Raw genomic sequence first — 15,062 nt, 5'->3', positions numbered from 1 at the left:
CGGTGGTGCGTGCTCAGAAGACGGCCTTGCCGCCCGTGACCCCGAGAACCGTTCCCGAGACGTACGAGGCGTCGCCAGGCGAGGCGAGGAACACGAACGCCGGGGCCACCTCCGCGGGCTGCCCGGCTCGCCCGAGCGGTGTGTCGGCGCCGAACTGGCGCAGCTTCTCGACCGGCTGGGTCGCCGGCTGGAGCGGCGTCCAGATCGGTCCGGGGGCGACCGCGTTCACCCGGACGCCGTCGGGGCCGAACTGCGCCGCGAGGTTGACGGTCAGGTTGTTGATCGCCGACTTCGTGGCCGCGTAGTCAAGCAGGCTCGTCGACGGCGAGTAGGCCTGGATGGAGGCGTTGTTGATCACGCATCCCCGTGCCTCGCGCAGGTGGGGTGCCGCGGCCCGGACGAGCCACAGCAGGGCGTAGAGGTTGGTCTTGAGCGTGCGGTCGATACGCTCGTCGGTGAACTCGTCGATCGTCTCGTCCCGCGCCATCTGGAACCCGGCGTTGTTGACGAGGATGTCGAGCTTGCCGAGTTCCTTCGTCGTCCGCTCGACGGCCTCGTCGCAGGCGGACCGGTCCATCAGGTCGAGCTCGAGCGGGAGCGCCGTCCGCCCCGCCTGGCGGACCAGGTCCGTGGTGACGTCGGCGTCGGGTTTCTCCTCGGGCAGGTAGGTGAAGGCCACGTCCGCGCCCTCACGCGCGTAGGCCAGCGCCACCGCCCGGCCGATACCGGAGTCACCGCCGGTGATCAGCGCGACCTGCCCGTCGAGGCGGCCGTGGCCGACGTAGCTCTGCTCGCCGTGGTCCGGCTCCGGCCGCATCTCCCCGGTGAGCCCGGGCGGTTCCTGCTGCTGGGAAGGGAACTGAGGATCTTCGTCGTGTGTGTTCATGCCCCTGCGGTACCCACTCGCGGCGAGCCGATTCACGATCACCCCGGACAGGAGCCCGGCATCCGGGAGTCGGTGACCGAGCCACTCACGCGGCGTCGGCCGGTGCGCCGGCCGGACCGCCCGAGGTGATCGCCTGCCGCAGGTCACGCAGGATCCGCCGGAGCAGGCGGGAGACCTGGACCTGGGAGATCCCCAGCCGCTCGGCGATCTGGCTCTGCCGGAGCTGTTCGTAGTACCGCAGCCGCAGGATCGTCCGGTCGCGCGGCCCCAGCCGGCGGCAGGCCGGCGCCAGGACGGCGATCGCCTCGCTGCGCGAGTACCCCGGTTCGTCGTCGGGGAGCTGGTCGACGACCGTGCCGCCGGAGCGGCCCGGCAGTGCCTCGTCCAGGGACGCCGGACTCGCGCAGTCGCCGCAGCCCCACGCCTCGTGGATCTCCTCCTGGTCGCAGCCGAGGTCCTCGGCGAGCTCGCGAGGCAGGGGAGAGCGGCGCAGCTCCTGGGCGAGGCGCTCCTCGGCGGCCAGCACCCGCGGGCGCAGCTCCTGCACCCGTCTCGGAGGGCGCACCGTCCAGGTGGTGTCCCGGAAGTGGCGGCGAAGCTCGCCGAGGATGCACGGCATCGCGAAGACCAGCAGGTCATCGCCGCGGTCGGGCCGGAAGGCGCTGACGGCGTGCGTGAGCGCGAGACAGGCCACCTGTTCGAGATCCTCCAGCGGCTGGCCGCGGTTCCGGTACCTCGCCGCGAGCGTCCTGGCGACCGGAATGTTGAGCAGGACCACCTCGTCGAGCAGGCGCCGGCGTGCGGCCCCGCGGGACTCATGGGCCTGTTCGAGCAGCCGCGCGGTACGGCGCTTGCGTTCGGCGGGGACCGGCTCGGTTCGGCCGGCGAGGAGAGAAGAAGCAGGCACAGGGATCAACTCCCGGATCGAGAGCGAGGTGTGGCGGTTGGCTCAGCCACGGGTGTGCTTCGGTCCGAACGTAACGCACCCCCGGCACGCGTGCGAGCGCGCGGGGGCGTCTGGACTCCGGCCTGCTGGGTACCGTCCCCCCGATACCCCGGTGAACAGCACAGGAGGACAGCATGAGTACCGCGACCGTCGGCGACTTCCTGCTCGGACGGCTGCGCGAATGGGGCGTCGAGCACGTCTTCGCCTATCCGGGCGACGGCATCAACGGCATCCTCGGCGCCTTCGAGCGCGCCGGCGACGACCCGTCGTTCATCCAGTCCCGCCACGAGGAGATGAGCGCCTTCGAGGCCGTCGGCTACGCCAAGTTCAGCGGCCGGGTCGGCGTGTGCATGGCCACCTCCGGTCCCGGCGCCACCCACCTGCTCACCGGTCTCTACGACGCGAAGCTCGACCATGTACCGGTCGTGGCCGTCGTCGGCCAGACCGCCCGCACGGCCATGGGCGGCAGCTACCAGCAGGAGATCGACCTGCTGAGTCTCTTCAAGGACGTCGCCGGGGACTACGTGCAGATGGTGACGGTCCCCGAGCAGCTGCCCAACGTGATCGACCGCGCCTTCCGGGTCGCCATGACGCGCCGGGCGCCGACCGCCGTGATCATCCCGTCCGACGTGCAGGAGCTGGGCTACAGCCCGCCCACGCACGAGTTCAAGATGGTGCCGTCGAGCCGCGGCATCCATCGGCCCACGGTCGTGGCCGACGACGCCGCGGTGCGGCAGGCGGCAGACGTGCTGAACGCGGGCACCAGGGTGGCCATGCTGGTGGGCCAGGGCGCTCGCGGCGCGCGCGAGGAGCTGGTCGCGGTCGCGGACCGGCTGGGCGCGGGCGTGGCCAAGGCGCTCCTGGGCAAGGACGTACTCAGTGACGAGCTGCCGTTCGTCACGGGAGCCATCGGGCTGCTGGGGACGCGACCCAGCTACGAGCTGATGAACGACTGCGACACCCTGCTGACCGTGGGGTCGAGCTTCCCTTACACCCAGTTCCTGCCGCCGCTGCAGCAGGCTCGCGCCGTGCAGATCGACATCGACGGCACCATGATCGGCATGCGCTACCCCTACGAGGTCAACCTCGTGGGTGACGCGACCATGACGCTGCGAGCGCTGCTCCCGCTGCTGGAGCGCAAGGCTGATCGCGGCTGGCGGGAGTCGGTCGAGTCGAAGGTCGCCGGCTGGTGGGACACGATGGATGCCGAGGCCGCGGTCGAGGCCGACCCGATCAACCCGATGAAGATCTTCAGCGAGCTCTCGCCGCGCCTGCCCGAGGACGCCGTCGTCGTCGCCGACAGCGGCTCGTCGGCCAACTGGTATGCGCGCAACCTGCGGTTCCGCGACGGTGTGCGCGGATCGCTCTCGGGCACGCTGGCCTCGATGGGACCGGGTGTGCCGTACGGCATCGGGGCCAAGTTCGCTTGTCCCGGCCGGCCGGTGATCGTCTTCGAGGGGGACGGTTCGATGCAGATGAACGGCATGGCCGAACTGATCTCGGTGCGCCGCCACTGGGAGAGGTGGGAGGACCCGCGGCTCGTCGTGGTGGTGCTGCACAACAACGACCTCAACCAGGTCACCTGGGAGCTGCGGGCCATGGGCGGCACCCCCAAGATCTCCGAGAGCCAGACGATTCCCGACGTGTCCTACGCCGGATTCGCCGAGTCGATCGGCCTCACCGGTATCGCGGTCGACGAGCCCGAGCGGCTCGGAGAGGCGTGGGACCGGGCGCTGTCGAACGACCGGCCCACCGTGCTCGACGTGCGCTGCGACCCCAGCGTGCCGCCGATCCCGCCGCACGTCACGTTCGAGCAGATGAAGCAGACGGCGGGGGCGCTCCTGAAGGGCGACGAGGACGCCTGGGACGTGGTCGGGCGGGGTGTGCGGACCAAGGCGCAGGAACTCCGCCCGCGGCGATGATCGTGAACGGGCCGGCCGTCACCCGCTGACGCGGCGGCCGTGACAGCGCGTGCGCGTGCCGGCCGCCCGCGCCGTCACGGCCCCGTGTCACCTCACGCCGCGCCGCGGGCGAGCCGGGACGGCCACCAGATCTTCCGCCCGACGTCGTACGCGAGCGCCGGGACGAGCAGCGAGCGCACGACGAAGGTGTCCAGCAACACCCCGAACGCGACGATGAACGCGAGCTGAACCAGGAAGAGCACCGGGATCACGGCGAGCGCCGTGAACGTGGCCGCCAGGACGAGCCCGGCGGACGTGATGATGCCGCCGGTCAGGCGCAGTCCGCGCAGGACACCCTCGTGCGTGCCGTGGGCCAGGGTCTCCTCACGGACGCGGGTCATGAGGAAGATGTTGTAGTCGATCCCGAGCGCGACCAGGAAGACGAAGCCGTACAGCGGGACGGCGGGGTCCGCGCCCGGGAACCCGAGGGCCTGGAACACGATGCCGGCCACGCCCATGGCGGTGCCGAAGGACAGCACGGTGGTGAGGATCAGCAGGACCGGCGCGAGGACGGCACGCAGCAGCAGCATGAGGATGAGCAGGATCACGACGAGCACGACCGGCACGATGAGCGTCCGGTCGCGGATGGACGCCTCGTTCGTGTCGAGGTCGGTGGCGGACTCGCCGCCGACGAGCGCGGAGGGGACCGTGTCCGCGTAGGCGGCGCGCAGGTCGCGGACGGTCTGCTCGGCGTCGGCGGAGTCGGCGGCGTCGGTCGGCGTGCCCTGGAGCAGCACCGTGCCGTCGGAGACCACCGGTTCGGGCGCCGGCGCCCCCGGGGGGCCGAACGCGCCGATGCCGTCGGCGGTCACGGGCGCGGTCCTGGCGGGCGTGTCCGCGGTGACCGCGACGTCGGCGATCCCCTCCTCGTCCAGCAGGACGTCGGCCGCGCGCTGGAGTTCGTCCTCGGGCGCGACGACGTAGACGGGGCTGCCGGAGCCGGCCGGGAAGTGCTCGGCGAGCTGGTCCTGCCCGGTGCGCGCTTCGGAGGTGCCGAGCACCAGCTCGGACTGCGGGATGCCCGAGGCCTGGAGCTGGGTGATGCCGACGCAGCCGAGGGCGAGCACGGCCGCGGTCGTGACCCACACGGTGCGCGGCCGGGTGCGGACGACGCCCGCGACCCGTCCCCACAGGCCGCGGTCGCTGGTGGCGGCCTCCGCCGCGGCCGGGTCGTGGCGCGGGATCCGCGGCCAGAACGCCGCGCGGCCGAGCAGGAGGAGCAGGGCGGGCAGGAGGGTGAGCGCGGAGAGCATCGCGAACGCGATGCCGATGGCGGCGACGGGGCCGAGGGTGCTGTTGGACCGCAGCTCGCTCAGGAGCAGGCACAGCAGCCCGGCGATGACGGTGCCGCCGGAGGCGAGGATCGGTTCGAACGAGCCGCGCAGCGCGCGGCGCGTGGCGGTCCACCGGTCCGGGGTGTGGATGAGTTCGTCGCGGTAGCGGGCCACGTACAGCAGCGCGTAGTCGGTCGCCGCTCCGATGACGAGGATGAAGAGGATGCCCTGTGTCTGGCCGCTGAGCAGCAGCACTCCCGAGTTCGCGAGGTGCCAGATCGTCAGCAGCGCGACACAGAGCGCGAAGAGACTGGTCGCCAGCACGGTGACGGGCAGCAGGAACGAGCGGTAGACGATCACGAGGATGACCAGCACCGCCGCCAGTGCGACACCGAGCAGCAGACCGTCGATGCCGGCGAACGCGGTGGTGAGGTCGCTGGCGAAGCCGGCCGGCCCGGTGATGAAGACGTCGATGCCCTCGGGGAGGTCGCGGGCCAGGGTCTCCCGGAGCTCCGCGGTGGCCTCGGCGATGTCGGCGGAACCGGACAGCGGGACGAAGGCCTGGGCGGCGACGCCGTCGTCGGACGCGATGGCGGGGGAGATGTCGCCGTCCACGGTGCTCAGGCCGTCGGCGGCGGCGAGGGCGTCGTCGACGGCGGCGAGGTCCTCGCCGGTGAGTTCGCCGGGAGCGACGAAGACGACGACGGCGGGCACGGCGTCCCCGTCGGTGAAGCCGGAGAGCCGTTCCTGCACCTGGGTGGCCTCGGCGGTGGCGGGAAGGTAGGCGGTGCGGTCGTCGGAGGAGACCTCGTCGACCCGGCCGAAGTAGGGCCCGCCGACGGCCGCTCCCGCGAGCCAGATCAGGATGAGCAGGGCCGGCAGCGTGACGCGGAGCCAGCGCGGCACGCGGGAGACCGGTGGGGCCGGCTCGGCTGTGCTCGCCGCGGGGGCGGGCGGGCCGGGGCGGGAGGGGTGCTGGGGCATCGCGGGTCCTTGTCCGATCTCGTGATCCGAAATTTAGCTAGCCAGGCTAGGGATTAGCCTATGGCATAAAGTCGCAGCGTGGAGCCCGAACCCGCGCCGCGTGACGTGGCCGAGCTGTCGATGCTGGATCCGCGGGTCATCGACCCAGGGCAGGAGCTCGTCCGGCGAGAGGAGCTGGCCGATCGCGATCTCGACCAGATCGTCCGTGTGATGGAGGCGCTGCGCCGCTGGCGTGAGGCCGACCGCCGCGCGAGCGAGGCGTCGCGCCGCTACATGCGGCTCGGCGAGACCGACATGCGTGCGATCCGCTACCTGATCGCGGCGGGGCACCACGGACGTCCGGTCACGCCCGGCGCGCTCGCCGGGCATCTGAAGATCTCGACCGCGTCGACCACGAAGCTGCTCGACCGGCTGGTCGAGGGCGGTCACGTCCTGCGGCATCCGCACCCCTCCGACCGCCGCAGCGTCGTGATCGAGGTGACGGCCGCCACCCGGCGCACGGCGCGGCTCACCGTCGGGCGCCGCCACGCGCGCCGGTTCGGCGTCATCTCCCGCCTGTCCCCGGCGGAGCGCGAGCTCGTGGCGGTCTTCCTCGAGGACCTGGCGCACACGGTCGACGAGGAGTAGCGGCGAGGTGGCCGGAATTGGTCGCCGAGCGCAACTCTCGCCGCGGGAGTACTTTCGAAATACCGGTTCGTACGATCAATGAGCCCAGGGCCGGGATTCATGGAGAACCAGAGAAAGTAGGCTGATCATGGAGTTCTGGGATTTCTTCTGGCTGATGATCTACGCGTTCTTCTTCGTCGCATACCTCATGGTGCTGTTCCATATCGTCGCCGACATCTTCCGGGACAAGGACCTCTCGGGGTGGTGGAAGGCGCTGTGGATCATCTTCCTCATCTTCTTGCCGGTGCTCACGGCGCTGGTCTACCTCATCGCGCGCGGCTCGGGCATGGGACGCCGCCAGGGTGAGGCCATGAACGAGGCGCGTCGCGATACCGAGAACTACATCCGCGAGGTCGCCACGGTCTCGCCGGGCGATCAGATCGCGAGCGCGAGGTCACTCCTGGACGCCGGCACCATCACGACCGACGAGTTCGAGCGGCTCAAGGCCAAGGCACTGGCCTGACCGGACGCTCTCCGCGATCCGGCCGGCACGCTCACCGGATCGCCCTTTCAGGGGAGCCTCGCCACCGGGACGGCACCGAGAGACAGGGAACGGTATGAACGAGTCGGCCGGAGACGAGCGGGGTGCCGTACCGCTCGACGTCGTCACCCGCCTCGACGAACTGGAGCGGGAGAACGCCCGCCTCCGGCGGCGCCTCGACGAGGAGCTGCCCGGGACCGACGTCGCCAGGCGCCGGGCGGGCCACCGCTCGCGGACCGCGGCTGCCGTCGTCCTCGTCGTCCTGGGCGCCCTGCTGGCTCCGGTCGCCGTCGTGGCGGCCTGGGCCGAGCGCACCCTGACGGACACCGACCGCTATGTCGCCACGGTCGCTCCGCTGGCGGACGACCCGACCGTGCGGTCCGCCGTGTCGGGACGGCTGACCGAGGCGCTGATGTCGCGGATCGACGTCGGCGTGGTGGTCGACGGCGTCGTGGAAGGGCTCGACGCGCGGGACGTCCCACCGCGTGCGACGGAGGCCCTCGGCGCGCTGGAAGCACCGCTGACGAGCGGGGTGGAGTCGTTCGTCAGCCGGGCGGCCGACGAGCTCGTGGCGAGCGAGCAGTTCGAGTCCGCGTGGGACCAGGCCAACCGGGCCGCGCACGAGCAGTTCGTCGAGGCGATGCGAGGGACCGGCGGCGACGTCGTCCAGGTGGGCGAAGAAGGGCAGCTCACGATCCAGCTCGCCGGGATGATCGACCTGCTCGAGGAGCGCCTGGCGGAACGCGGGTTCGGGCTGGTGGCCAACCTGCCCACGATCGACGCGTCGTTCGTCGTCATGGACACGACGCAGATCGTCGAGATCCGCAACCGGTACGCCCAGGTCGTGACTCTGGGGACCTGGCTTCCCTGGATCGCCCTGGGTCTGCTGGCCGCCGGGGTCCTCGTCGCGGCTCACCCTCTGCGCGCACTGGTGGGTGCGGCGCTCGCCCTCGCCGCCGCGATGCTCGTCCTGGCCGTGGGGCTCGCGATCACCCGCGGCCTGTACCTCGACGCGCTCAGCGGCCAGGTGCTGCGGCTTGACGCCGCCGAGGCGATGTTCGACCAGGTGGTCACGTTCCTGCGCGCGACGCTCCGCACCGTCGGGGTGCTCGCCCTCGTCGTCGCGCTCGCCGCCTACCTGGGAGGGTCCAGCTCGTCGGCGCGCAGCCTGCGGACCGGGCTGGGCACAGGCTTCGGAAACGTCCGCGCCTGGGCCGAGGGCCGCGGGGTGACGACGGGCCCGGCCGGCGCCTGGCTCGGCCGGTACCGGGGCGTCGCCCGCGTCGCGGTCATCGCCCTCGCGGCGCTGGCCCTGCTGCTCGCGCCCGAACCGACGCCCGGCCTGGTCGTCGGCGTCGCGGTCGGTGCCGGGCTGGTGATCGCGCTGATCGAGCTCCTGGCCCGACCGCCCGCCGGCGCAGGAGAACCACCCGCGAAGGAGACATCGTGGCCGCCCCGCCGAACATCAGCGCCTGATCCGCCGGAGTGATGGGCTACCGGGCGTGCGGTTCACCGACTCGGCGAGCAGAGCCGTACCTCAGACAGCCGATGCCTGTTCTGTCCTGGCTGATCGGGTGAGGAGGAACTCCGCCGCCTTCTCGCCGATCATGGCGGACGGCGCATTGGTGTTCCCCGTGGTGATCGTCGGCATGACGGATGCGTCCGCCACCATGAGCCCCTCGACCCCGCGCACGCGCAGTGCGGGGTCGACGACGGAGCGGTCGTCCGATCCCATACGGCACGTGCCCACCTGGTGGTGATAGGTGATCACGCGCTGCCGGATGTACTCCACGAGCGCTTCGTCGCTCAGGTCGCCGGACGGGTAGTGCGGCTGCGCCTTCCAGTCCGCGGCGAGCGCTTCCTGCGCCCCGACCTCCAGGCACTGCCTGACGGAGGCGAGCATCGAGGAGACGTCGCGTTCGTCCTCCAGGACGTGCGGATCGATGAGGATGCCGTCGGCCGGGTCGGCGCTCGCCAGGCGCACCGTGCCGCGCGATCGCGTGGACACGATTCCGGCCATGAGCGAGAAGCCCCACGGGATCGGCTCCATGTCCGGCTCCAGCATCGGCACGGAGAAGTTGATCGGCTGCGTGTCCGGCACCGGCAGCGACGGGTCGGAGCGCCAGAACCAGTGCGTCTGGGTCACGCTGCGGTGCGGGGCCGGTGGGTCCACCTCGCGGCCGGTCGAGAAGATGACCGGGACCAGGTAGTGGTCGTGCAGGTTCTCGCCGACGGGTAGGTCGGCGACGACCTCGATGCCGAGGGCGGTGAGGTGCTCCGCGGGGCCGATGCCGCTGCGCAGCAGTGTCTCGGCGCTGCCCTCGGCACCCGCCGAGAGGACCACCTCGTCGGCGGTGAGGATGCGGCCGTCCGCCAGCTCCACACCCGTCGTGCGGCCGTCCTCGATCAACACCCGGTGCACCACGACGCCGGTGAGCACCGTGAGGCGGCCCTCGTCGACGGCGGGTTGCGCGTAGGCGTCCCACGTGGTGACCCGGTCGCCGTCGGCGACGGTGACCTGCTGGACCGAGACCCCGTCGAGCTCGTCCACGTTGTAGTCCGGATTGTGGGGGAGGCCCGCCTGCACGGCAGCGTCGATGATCGCCTGCTGCACGGGGTGAAGGGGCTCGTTGGGCGCTACCGGCAACGGCCCGTCGGTGCCCCGGCGCGCGTCGGCGGCACCGTGCCACCGCTCGATGCGCCGGTACACCGGCTCGACGTCCGCCCAGGACCACCCCGGGCAGCCGTCGGCCGCCCAGCCGTCGAAGTCCTCGGGGGCGCAGCGCACCCAGATCGCGGCGTTCAGGGAGTGGGACCCGCCGAGCACGCGCCCGCGGGGCAGGTGGATCCGTCGCCCGGCGGCGTGGGGCTGCGGCACCGTGTGATAGCCCCAGTCGCGCTCGCCGTGCCAGAGCTGGGCCAGCCGGCCCACGTCCTGGATCATGTCGTCGCGGTTGGACCCGCCCGCCTCGAGGACCGCGACCTTGCGGCCGGCGTCCGCCAGACGGCGCGCGACGACGCTCCCGGCGGTTCCTGCTCCCACGACGACGACGTCGTAATCGGCCATGGCTGTCATCTCCTTCCGGACGGCGGCGTGTGCGCCGTCCATGTCACTGCTCGGTGGTCCTTGTTCGGTGAGGTCGTTGATCGGCGCGGTCATTGCTCGGTGAGGCGGTACGCCGCGCTGAGGCGTTCGGGGTGGTCCCGCAGCTCCGCGGCCGGGGCGCGCAGGGTGACCAGGCCCTGGGCCAGCACCGTGACGCTGGTGGCGAGCTCCAGGGCGACGCTGGTGAACTGCTCGATGAGCAGCACGCCGACACCCCGCTCGGCGACCGCGCGCAGCGCCGGCACCAGCCGCGCGACGACCAGCGGCGCGAGCCCGAGCGACATCTCGTCGATCACCAGGACCTTCGGCCGGGCGGCGAGCGCGGTGGCGAGGGCGAGCATCTGCTGCTGGCCCCCGGACAGCGAGCCCGCCGGGCGGTCGGCGAAGCCGTGCATCTCGGGGAACAGGTCGAGCATCTCCGCAACGGCCTCGGCGCGTTCGTGACGCGGCAGCAGCAGCGCGGCGATCGCGAGGTTGTCGGCGACCGAGATGTCGCCGAAGACGCGGTGCCCCTCCTGCATCGTCGCGATGCCGGCGCGGCGTACCCGGTTCGGGGCGAGGCCGCGTACGCCTGCGCCGTCGGTCGTGATCGAGCCGCTGGTGTCCCGGGCGATCCCGGCGACCGCCAGCACCGTCGACGACTTGCCGGCGCCGTTCGTGCCGAGCAGCGCCGTGATCTCGCCCGCGGCGACGGTGAGGTCGATGCCGTGCACGACCTCGATCCCGCCGCGGCGGACGTGCAGGTCGCGGATCTCCAGCGCGGTCACGCCGGCACCACCTCCTCGTCGATGCCGAGGTACGCCTTGCGCACCTCGGGGGAGCCGAGCACCTCGAGCGTCGGGCCGGCCGCGATACGGCGGCCGAAGTCGAGCACCGCCACCGTGCCGCACGCCGCACGCACCAGGTCCATGTCGTGGTCCACGAGCAGCACCAGTGCGCCCACCTCCTGCGGGATGCGCGTGATCAGCCCGAGCAGCCGCTCGGACTCGGCCGGGTCGAGGCCGGCGGCGGGCTCGTCGAGCAGCACGAGCCGCGGCGAGCCGACGACGCAGGACGCGATGTCGACCAGCCGCCGTTCGAACATCGTCAGCTCCGCGCCCAGCCGGTGCGCCCGGGTGAGCCCCACGTGGTCGAGCGCGCGGTCGACGTCGGCGGCGGGGGAGCCGCTGTGTTCCGCGGCGAGCAGCACGTTCTCGCGCGCGGTGAGCGTGCGGACCACCTGCTCCTGCTGGAACGAGCGGCGCAGGCCCCAGCGCGCCCGGCGGTGCGCCGGGACCGCCAGCAGGTCGTCGCCGTCGAGGTCGACCGAACCGGTGACCGGGAGCGCGAAGCCGGACAACACGTTGAACGTCGTCGTCTTGCCGGCGCCGTTCGGGCCGATGACCCCGCAGACGCCGGACTCGAACGCCAGCGAGACGTCGTCCAGCGGCGTCACGCCGCCGTACCGGACGGTGATCCCGGACAGGGTGAGCCGGCTCATGCCGCCACCTCCCGTCGACGTGGCCGCCGTGGTTGTCGCAGCCGCCGCCACAGCCCACCCAGCTGACCGGCGATACCCGCCTGGGAAGTCGTGATCGCCTGCACCAGCCCGAGGCCGAGGACGACGAACACGAGGTTGCCGTCGAGGCCGATCGTGCTGAGCAGCTGTGGCAGGCCGTAGAAGAGCAAGCCGCCGAGCACGGCCCCCAGGAGCGAGAACGTCCCGCCGATGAGCACGGTGGCGAAGAGCAGGACAGACTGCTGCGCCTTGAACGACGCGGGGTCGAGGATCCCCGAGCTGGCGGCGAGCAGCGCGCCCGCGACGCCGGTGGCCGCGCTGGTCACCGCGAGGGCGAACAGGCGGTGGGCGACGGTGTTGACGCCCAGGGACACGGCGCCCGCCTCGCCCTGCCGGATCGCGGCCCACGTACGGCCCGGCCGCGCCATGAGCAGCCACCGCAGCAGCGCCAGGACGACGACCACGGCCACTGCGACGTAGCGGAAGAAGTCGTCGTCCGACTGCCCCAGCGCGGGCCGCGGCATGATGACCGCGAGTGTCCCGCCCGACACCCGGCCGAGGAACCCGTCGCCGCCGTTGGGGAACCCGGCGTAGGTGACGAGCACCTCCAGCGCGCCGGCGACCATGAGGGTGACGATCGCCAGGCTCAGGCCCGACAGGCGCAGGGCAGGCAGCCCCACGAGCACGCCGACGACCGCGGTGACCACGGCCGCGAGGATCATGACCACCTCGAACGGCAGGTGCGTGGCGTGGTAGATCCGCAGTGCGGCCCAGCCGCCGACGGCGACCAGGCCGATCTGCATGATCGACACGAGGCCCAGCCGGCCGTAGAGCACACCGACGCCGGCGGCGGCGAGCGTGTAGATGGCGCACACCGTGAGCGTCCGGAGCGAGAGCCCCGCGCCAACGCCGGGCAGGGACGGCAGGCCCAGCGCGATGACGAGCCCGGCCGCGAGGCCGAGGAGCGCGCCGCGGACGTCGGCCCGGGCGAGGAAGACCTGACTCATGTGCGGACCACCCCTATCGTGACGACCCGCCGCCGCGCGGCGGCGAGGATGACGATCGTCGCGACGACGAACGGCACGGCGGTGCTGAAGGCGCCGACCGTCGGCCAGGCGGAGACGAGCGACTGACCGACGCCGACGGCGAGGCCGCCGACGAGGGTGAGCCAGAGCGAGACGAAACGACCGATGACGACGGCAGCGAGCTCCGGGATGATGAGAAAGGTGAGGAAGGCGGGCTCGAGCCGAGTCTGGTCGGCGAGCAGGATGCCGGAGACGCCGGCGACCGCACCCGAGATCGCCCAGGCCGTGTTCTCCACGAGCCGCACGTCGGTACCGACGACCGACGCGAGTTCGCGGTCGCTCGCGAGCGCCCGCATCGACGTTCCCATCGACGTGTGGCGCAGCGCGAGCAGCGTGCCGACGACGACGAGCAGCGCGAGGCCGAGGCAGACGAGCTGGGTGACGTTGACCCGCGCCCCGGCGACGTCGAACGAGATGCGGCTCGACTCCAGCCGGATCGTCCGGGCCTTGTCGTTCCAGAGGAACAGCATCAGGCCGAGCAGGGCGAGGGCGAGCCCGAGCGTCGCCATCGCCTTGCGGAGCTGGTCGACCCGGGCCAGGTATGGCCCTGCGACCAGCCCGAAGACGAAGGCGATGGCCGCCCCGGCCGCGATGCCCAGGGCGATCGCGACCGAGGGCTGCATCCGCAGCTCGACCGTCTGCCACACGATCATGGCGGCCACACCGCCTACGGCGCCGTGCGCGAAGTTCAGCACGCCCGTCGTGCGGTACAGCACGAGGACGCCGACCCCGGACAGGGCGTAGACCGAACCGATGACGAGCCCGGCGACGACGAAGGGAAGCAGGTTCACGGTGCGGCCGCCCTACTTGGTGAGCAGTCCGTCGGACTGCTCCCGCTCCAGGATGTCGGCCATGTCGGGGTCGGCGACGTCCTGGCAGCCCTCGAGCTCGACGTAGGTGCCGGCCTCGATCCCGGCCATCCGCGTCGCGTGGTTGGCGTGGTGCTCGTCGGCCTCGCCGTAGTACCAGGGGGCGCAGAGCAGGTCGGACTCGTAGCCCCGGATGCCCAGCACGGCTTCCGAGACGGTCTCGCGGTCCAGGGTCTCGGCGTCGAGCGGCAGCAGCGTGTCGACGAAGATCTTCGCGGCGAGGAAGCCGGCCTGGCTGAACGTGTCGCGCGGCGCGTCGGCGTCCGCGTACTCGTCCATGACGGCGCGCCACTGGTTGGCGTCCTTGCTGTCGGAGGTCACGAGCGCGAGCTCGGAGTTGGAGACGAAGCCCTCCCAGTAGTCGCCGATCTGCTCGCCGAACTGGGCGTCGTAGCAGGAGGCCGTGCAGGCCCACCGGATGTCGCCCTTGGCGTCCTGCTGCTCGGCGGCCGCGAGGATCGACGCCGTGATGGGCGCCGGGTCGACGATGACGAGGCTCGCGGGACCGGCCTGCTCGATCTGGCTGACCAGCGGCAGGTAGTTGCTCTCCGTCGGGTCCGACAGGACGTTGCCGACCAGGTCGATGCCCGCCTCCGCGGTGTACTTCTCGATGCCGTCGGCGGCCCAGTCGCCGTTGCCCCGGGTGTTGAGGCCGATGGCGAAGAACGTGTCGGCCTGACCCTGCCGCTCGAAGTACTGCAGCACGGCCAGCGCCGAGGTTCGTGGGCCGGCGTTGACCGGCGCGATGTTCGAGGACTCGAAGCAGGCCTGCGGCACGCCGACGCCGGTGATCGAGTACAGACCCGCCTTCTGGTACTCGACGTTGGCGACGTCGCAGCCGACGAAGGTCGCGTCGCCGACCAACGCGACGACGGACTCGTCGGAGGCGTAGCCGGCGGCCAGCTGCGCGGTCTTGGTCGGGTCCAGGGCATCGTCGCCGAACTCGTACTCGATCGGCCGGCCGTTGATGCCGCCGTTGTCGTTGACGCAGTCGAAGTAGGCCTTCGCCGAGTTCGGCGACGACGAGAAGTCGACGCCGCCCGACGTGGTGGCGACCGCGGCCACCTTGATGGGCTCGCCGGTGGCCCTCTCGCCGGTGCCGAGGCCGCACTCGAGGTCGTCCGCGGACGCCGACGGTGCGCCCTGGATGGTTCCGGGCTCGCCTTCCGGCACACAGGCCGTCAACGTGACGACCAGTGCTCCGACGCCGAGGGCCGCCGTCGCCCTGAGGATGCGATTCATTGCAGTACTCCTTCGTACTTGGGGCAGGTATGGATGCACGGCCCTGCCGGTGGCCGGAGAGGCC

At 71.9% G+C, this 15,062-nt stretch carries 13 protein-coding genes; 4 read left to right on the top strand and 9 right to left on the bottom strand.

Going from position 1 to position 15,062, the window contains the following annotated elements; genetic code table 11:
* Nucleotides 1–13 precede the first annotated feature (13 nt).
* Both EDD34_RS12480 and EDD34_RS12475 read right to left on the bottom strand, forming a co-directional pair.
* Nucleotides 14–886 (bottom strand): SDR family oxidoreductase, encoded by an 873-nt coding sequence (locus EDD34_RS12480; RefSeq protein WP_123814862.1) that lies wholly within the window; start codon nucleotides 884–886, stop codon nucleotides 14–16.
* An 85-nt stretch (nucleotides 887–971) separates the two neighbouring features.
* A complete protein-coding gene (locus EDD34_RS12475) occupies nucleotides 972–1,793 on the bottom strand; it encodes a sigma-70 family RNA polymerase sigma factor (protein WP_170177066.1) in 822 nt (273 codons plus the stop codon).
* 173 nt (nucleotides 1,794–1,966) lie between these two features.
* Between EDD34_RS12475 and EDD34_RS12470 the strand changes: the two genes are divergently transcribed.
* Nucleotides 1,967–3,754 (top strand): thiamine pyrophosphate-requiring protein, encoded by a 1,788-nt coding sequence (locus EDD34_RS12470; protein ID WP_123814860.1) that lies wholly within the window; start codon nucleotides 1,967–1,969, stop codon nucleotides 3,752–3,754.
* A gap of 92 nt (nucleotides 3,755–3,846) precedes the next feature.
* On the opposite strand, the gene EDD34_RS12465 is transcribed toward EDD34_RS12470, so the two are convergent.
* A complete protein-coding gene (locus EDD34_RS12465) occupies nucleotides 3,847–6,051 on the bottom strand; it encodes an MMPL family transporter (protein WP_123814859.1) in 2,205 nt (734 codons plus the stop codon).
* Between the two features lie 78 nt (nucleotides 6,052–6,129).
* Between EDD34_RS12465 and EDD34_RS12460 the strand changes: the two genes are divergently transcribed.
* From EDD34_RS12460 to EDD34_RS12450, 3 genes are all read left to right on the top strand, one after another.
* Complete coding sequence (locus tag EDD34_RS12460; RefSeq protein ID WP_246012369.1) at nucleotides 6,130–6,678, top strand: MarR family winged helix-turn-helix transcriptional regulator; 549 nt, start codon at nucleotides 6,130–6,132, stop codon at nucleotides 6,676–6,678.
* Between the two features lie 127 nt (nucleotides 6,679–6,805).
* Nucleotides 6,806–7,180 carry an SHOCT domain-containing protein gene (locus EDD34_RS12455; protein ID WP_123814858.1) on the top strand — a complete coding sequence of 125 codons (375 nt, stop codon included), beginning with the start codon at nucleotides 6,806–6,808 and terminating at the stop codon, nucleotides 7,178–7,180.
* A 94-nt stretch (nucleotides 7,181–7,274) separates the two neighbouring features.
* Nucleotides 7,275–8,687, top strand: a complete 1,413-nt coding sequence (locus tag EDD34_RS12450; protein WP_123814857.1) for a hypothetical protein — start codon at nucleotides 7,275–7,277, stop codon at nucleotides 8,685–8,687.
* Between the two features lie 48 nt (nucleotides 8,688–8,735).
* Here EDD34_RS12450 and EDD34_RS12445 read toward each other — a convergent pair whose 3' ends face one another.
* From EDD34_RS12445 to EDD34_RS12420, 6 genes are all read right to left on the bottom strand, one after another.
* Nucleotides 8,736–10,274 (bottom strand): GMC family oxidoreductase, encoded by a 1,539-nt coding sequence (locus EDD34_RS12445; protein WP_211341692.1) that lies wholly within the window; start codon nucleotides 10,272–10,274, stop codon nucleotides 8,736–8,738.
* Between the two features lie 80 nt (nucleotides 10,275–10,354).
* Nucleotides 10,355–11,071 carry an ABC transporter ATP-binding protein gene (locus EDD34_RS12440; RefSeq protein WP_170177065.1) on the bottom strand — a complete coding sequence of 239 codons (717 nt, stop codon included), beginning with the start codon at nucleotides 11,069–11,071 and terminating at the stop codon, nucleotides 10,355–10,357.
* Nucleotides 11,068–11,784, bottom strand: a complete 717-nt coding sequence (locus EDD34_RS12435) for an ABC transporter ATP-binding protein (RefSeq protein WP_123814854.1) — start codon at nucleotides 11,782–11,784, stop codon at nucleotides 11,068–11,070. Before EDD34_RS12435 ends, EDD34_RS12440 begins: the two co-directional genes overlap by 4 nt.
* The gene (locus EDD34_RS12430) at nucleotides 11,781–12,809 is read right to left on the bottom strand and encodes a branched-chain amino acid ABC transporter permease (protein WP_123814853.1); all 1,029 of its coding nucleotides are present in this window, start codon (nucleotides 12,807–12,809) and stop codon (nucleotides 11,781–11,783) included. Before EDD34_RS12430 ends, EDD34_RS12435 begins: the two co-directional genes overlap by 4 nt.
* Complete coding sequence (locus EDD34_RS12425; RefSeq protein WP_123814852.1) at nucleotides 12,806–13,678, bottom strand: branched-chain amino acid ABC transporter permease; 873 nt, start codon at nucleotides 13,676–13,678, stop codon at nucleotides 12,806–12,808. The genes EDD34_RS12430 and EDD34_RS12425 overlap by 4 nt, the downstream gene beginning before the upstream one ends.
* Nucleotides 13,679–13,690: 12 nt before the next feature.
* Nucleotides 13,691–14,998, bottom strand: coding sequence for an ABC transporter substrate-binding protein (locus EDD34_RS12420; RefSeq protein WP_123814851.1), 1,308 nt, complete (start codon nucleotides 14,996–14,998; stop codon nucleotides 13,691–13,693).
* Between the last annotated feature and the right edge of the window lie 64 nt (nucleotides 14,999–15,062).

Source organism: Myceligenerans xiligouense (genome assembly GCF_003814695.1).
Lineage (GTDB): Bacteria > Actinomycetota > Actinomycetes > Actinomycetales > Cellulomonadaceae > Myceligenerans > Myceligenerans xiligouense.
The sequence above is the reverse complement of the archived record's forward strand: the minus strand, read 5'-3'. Positions and strand labels throughout refer to the sequence as shown.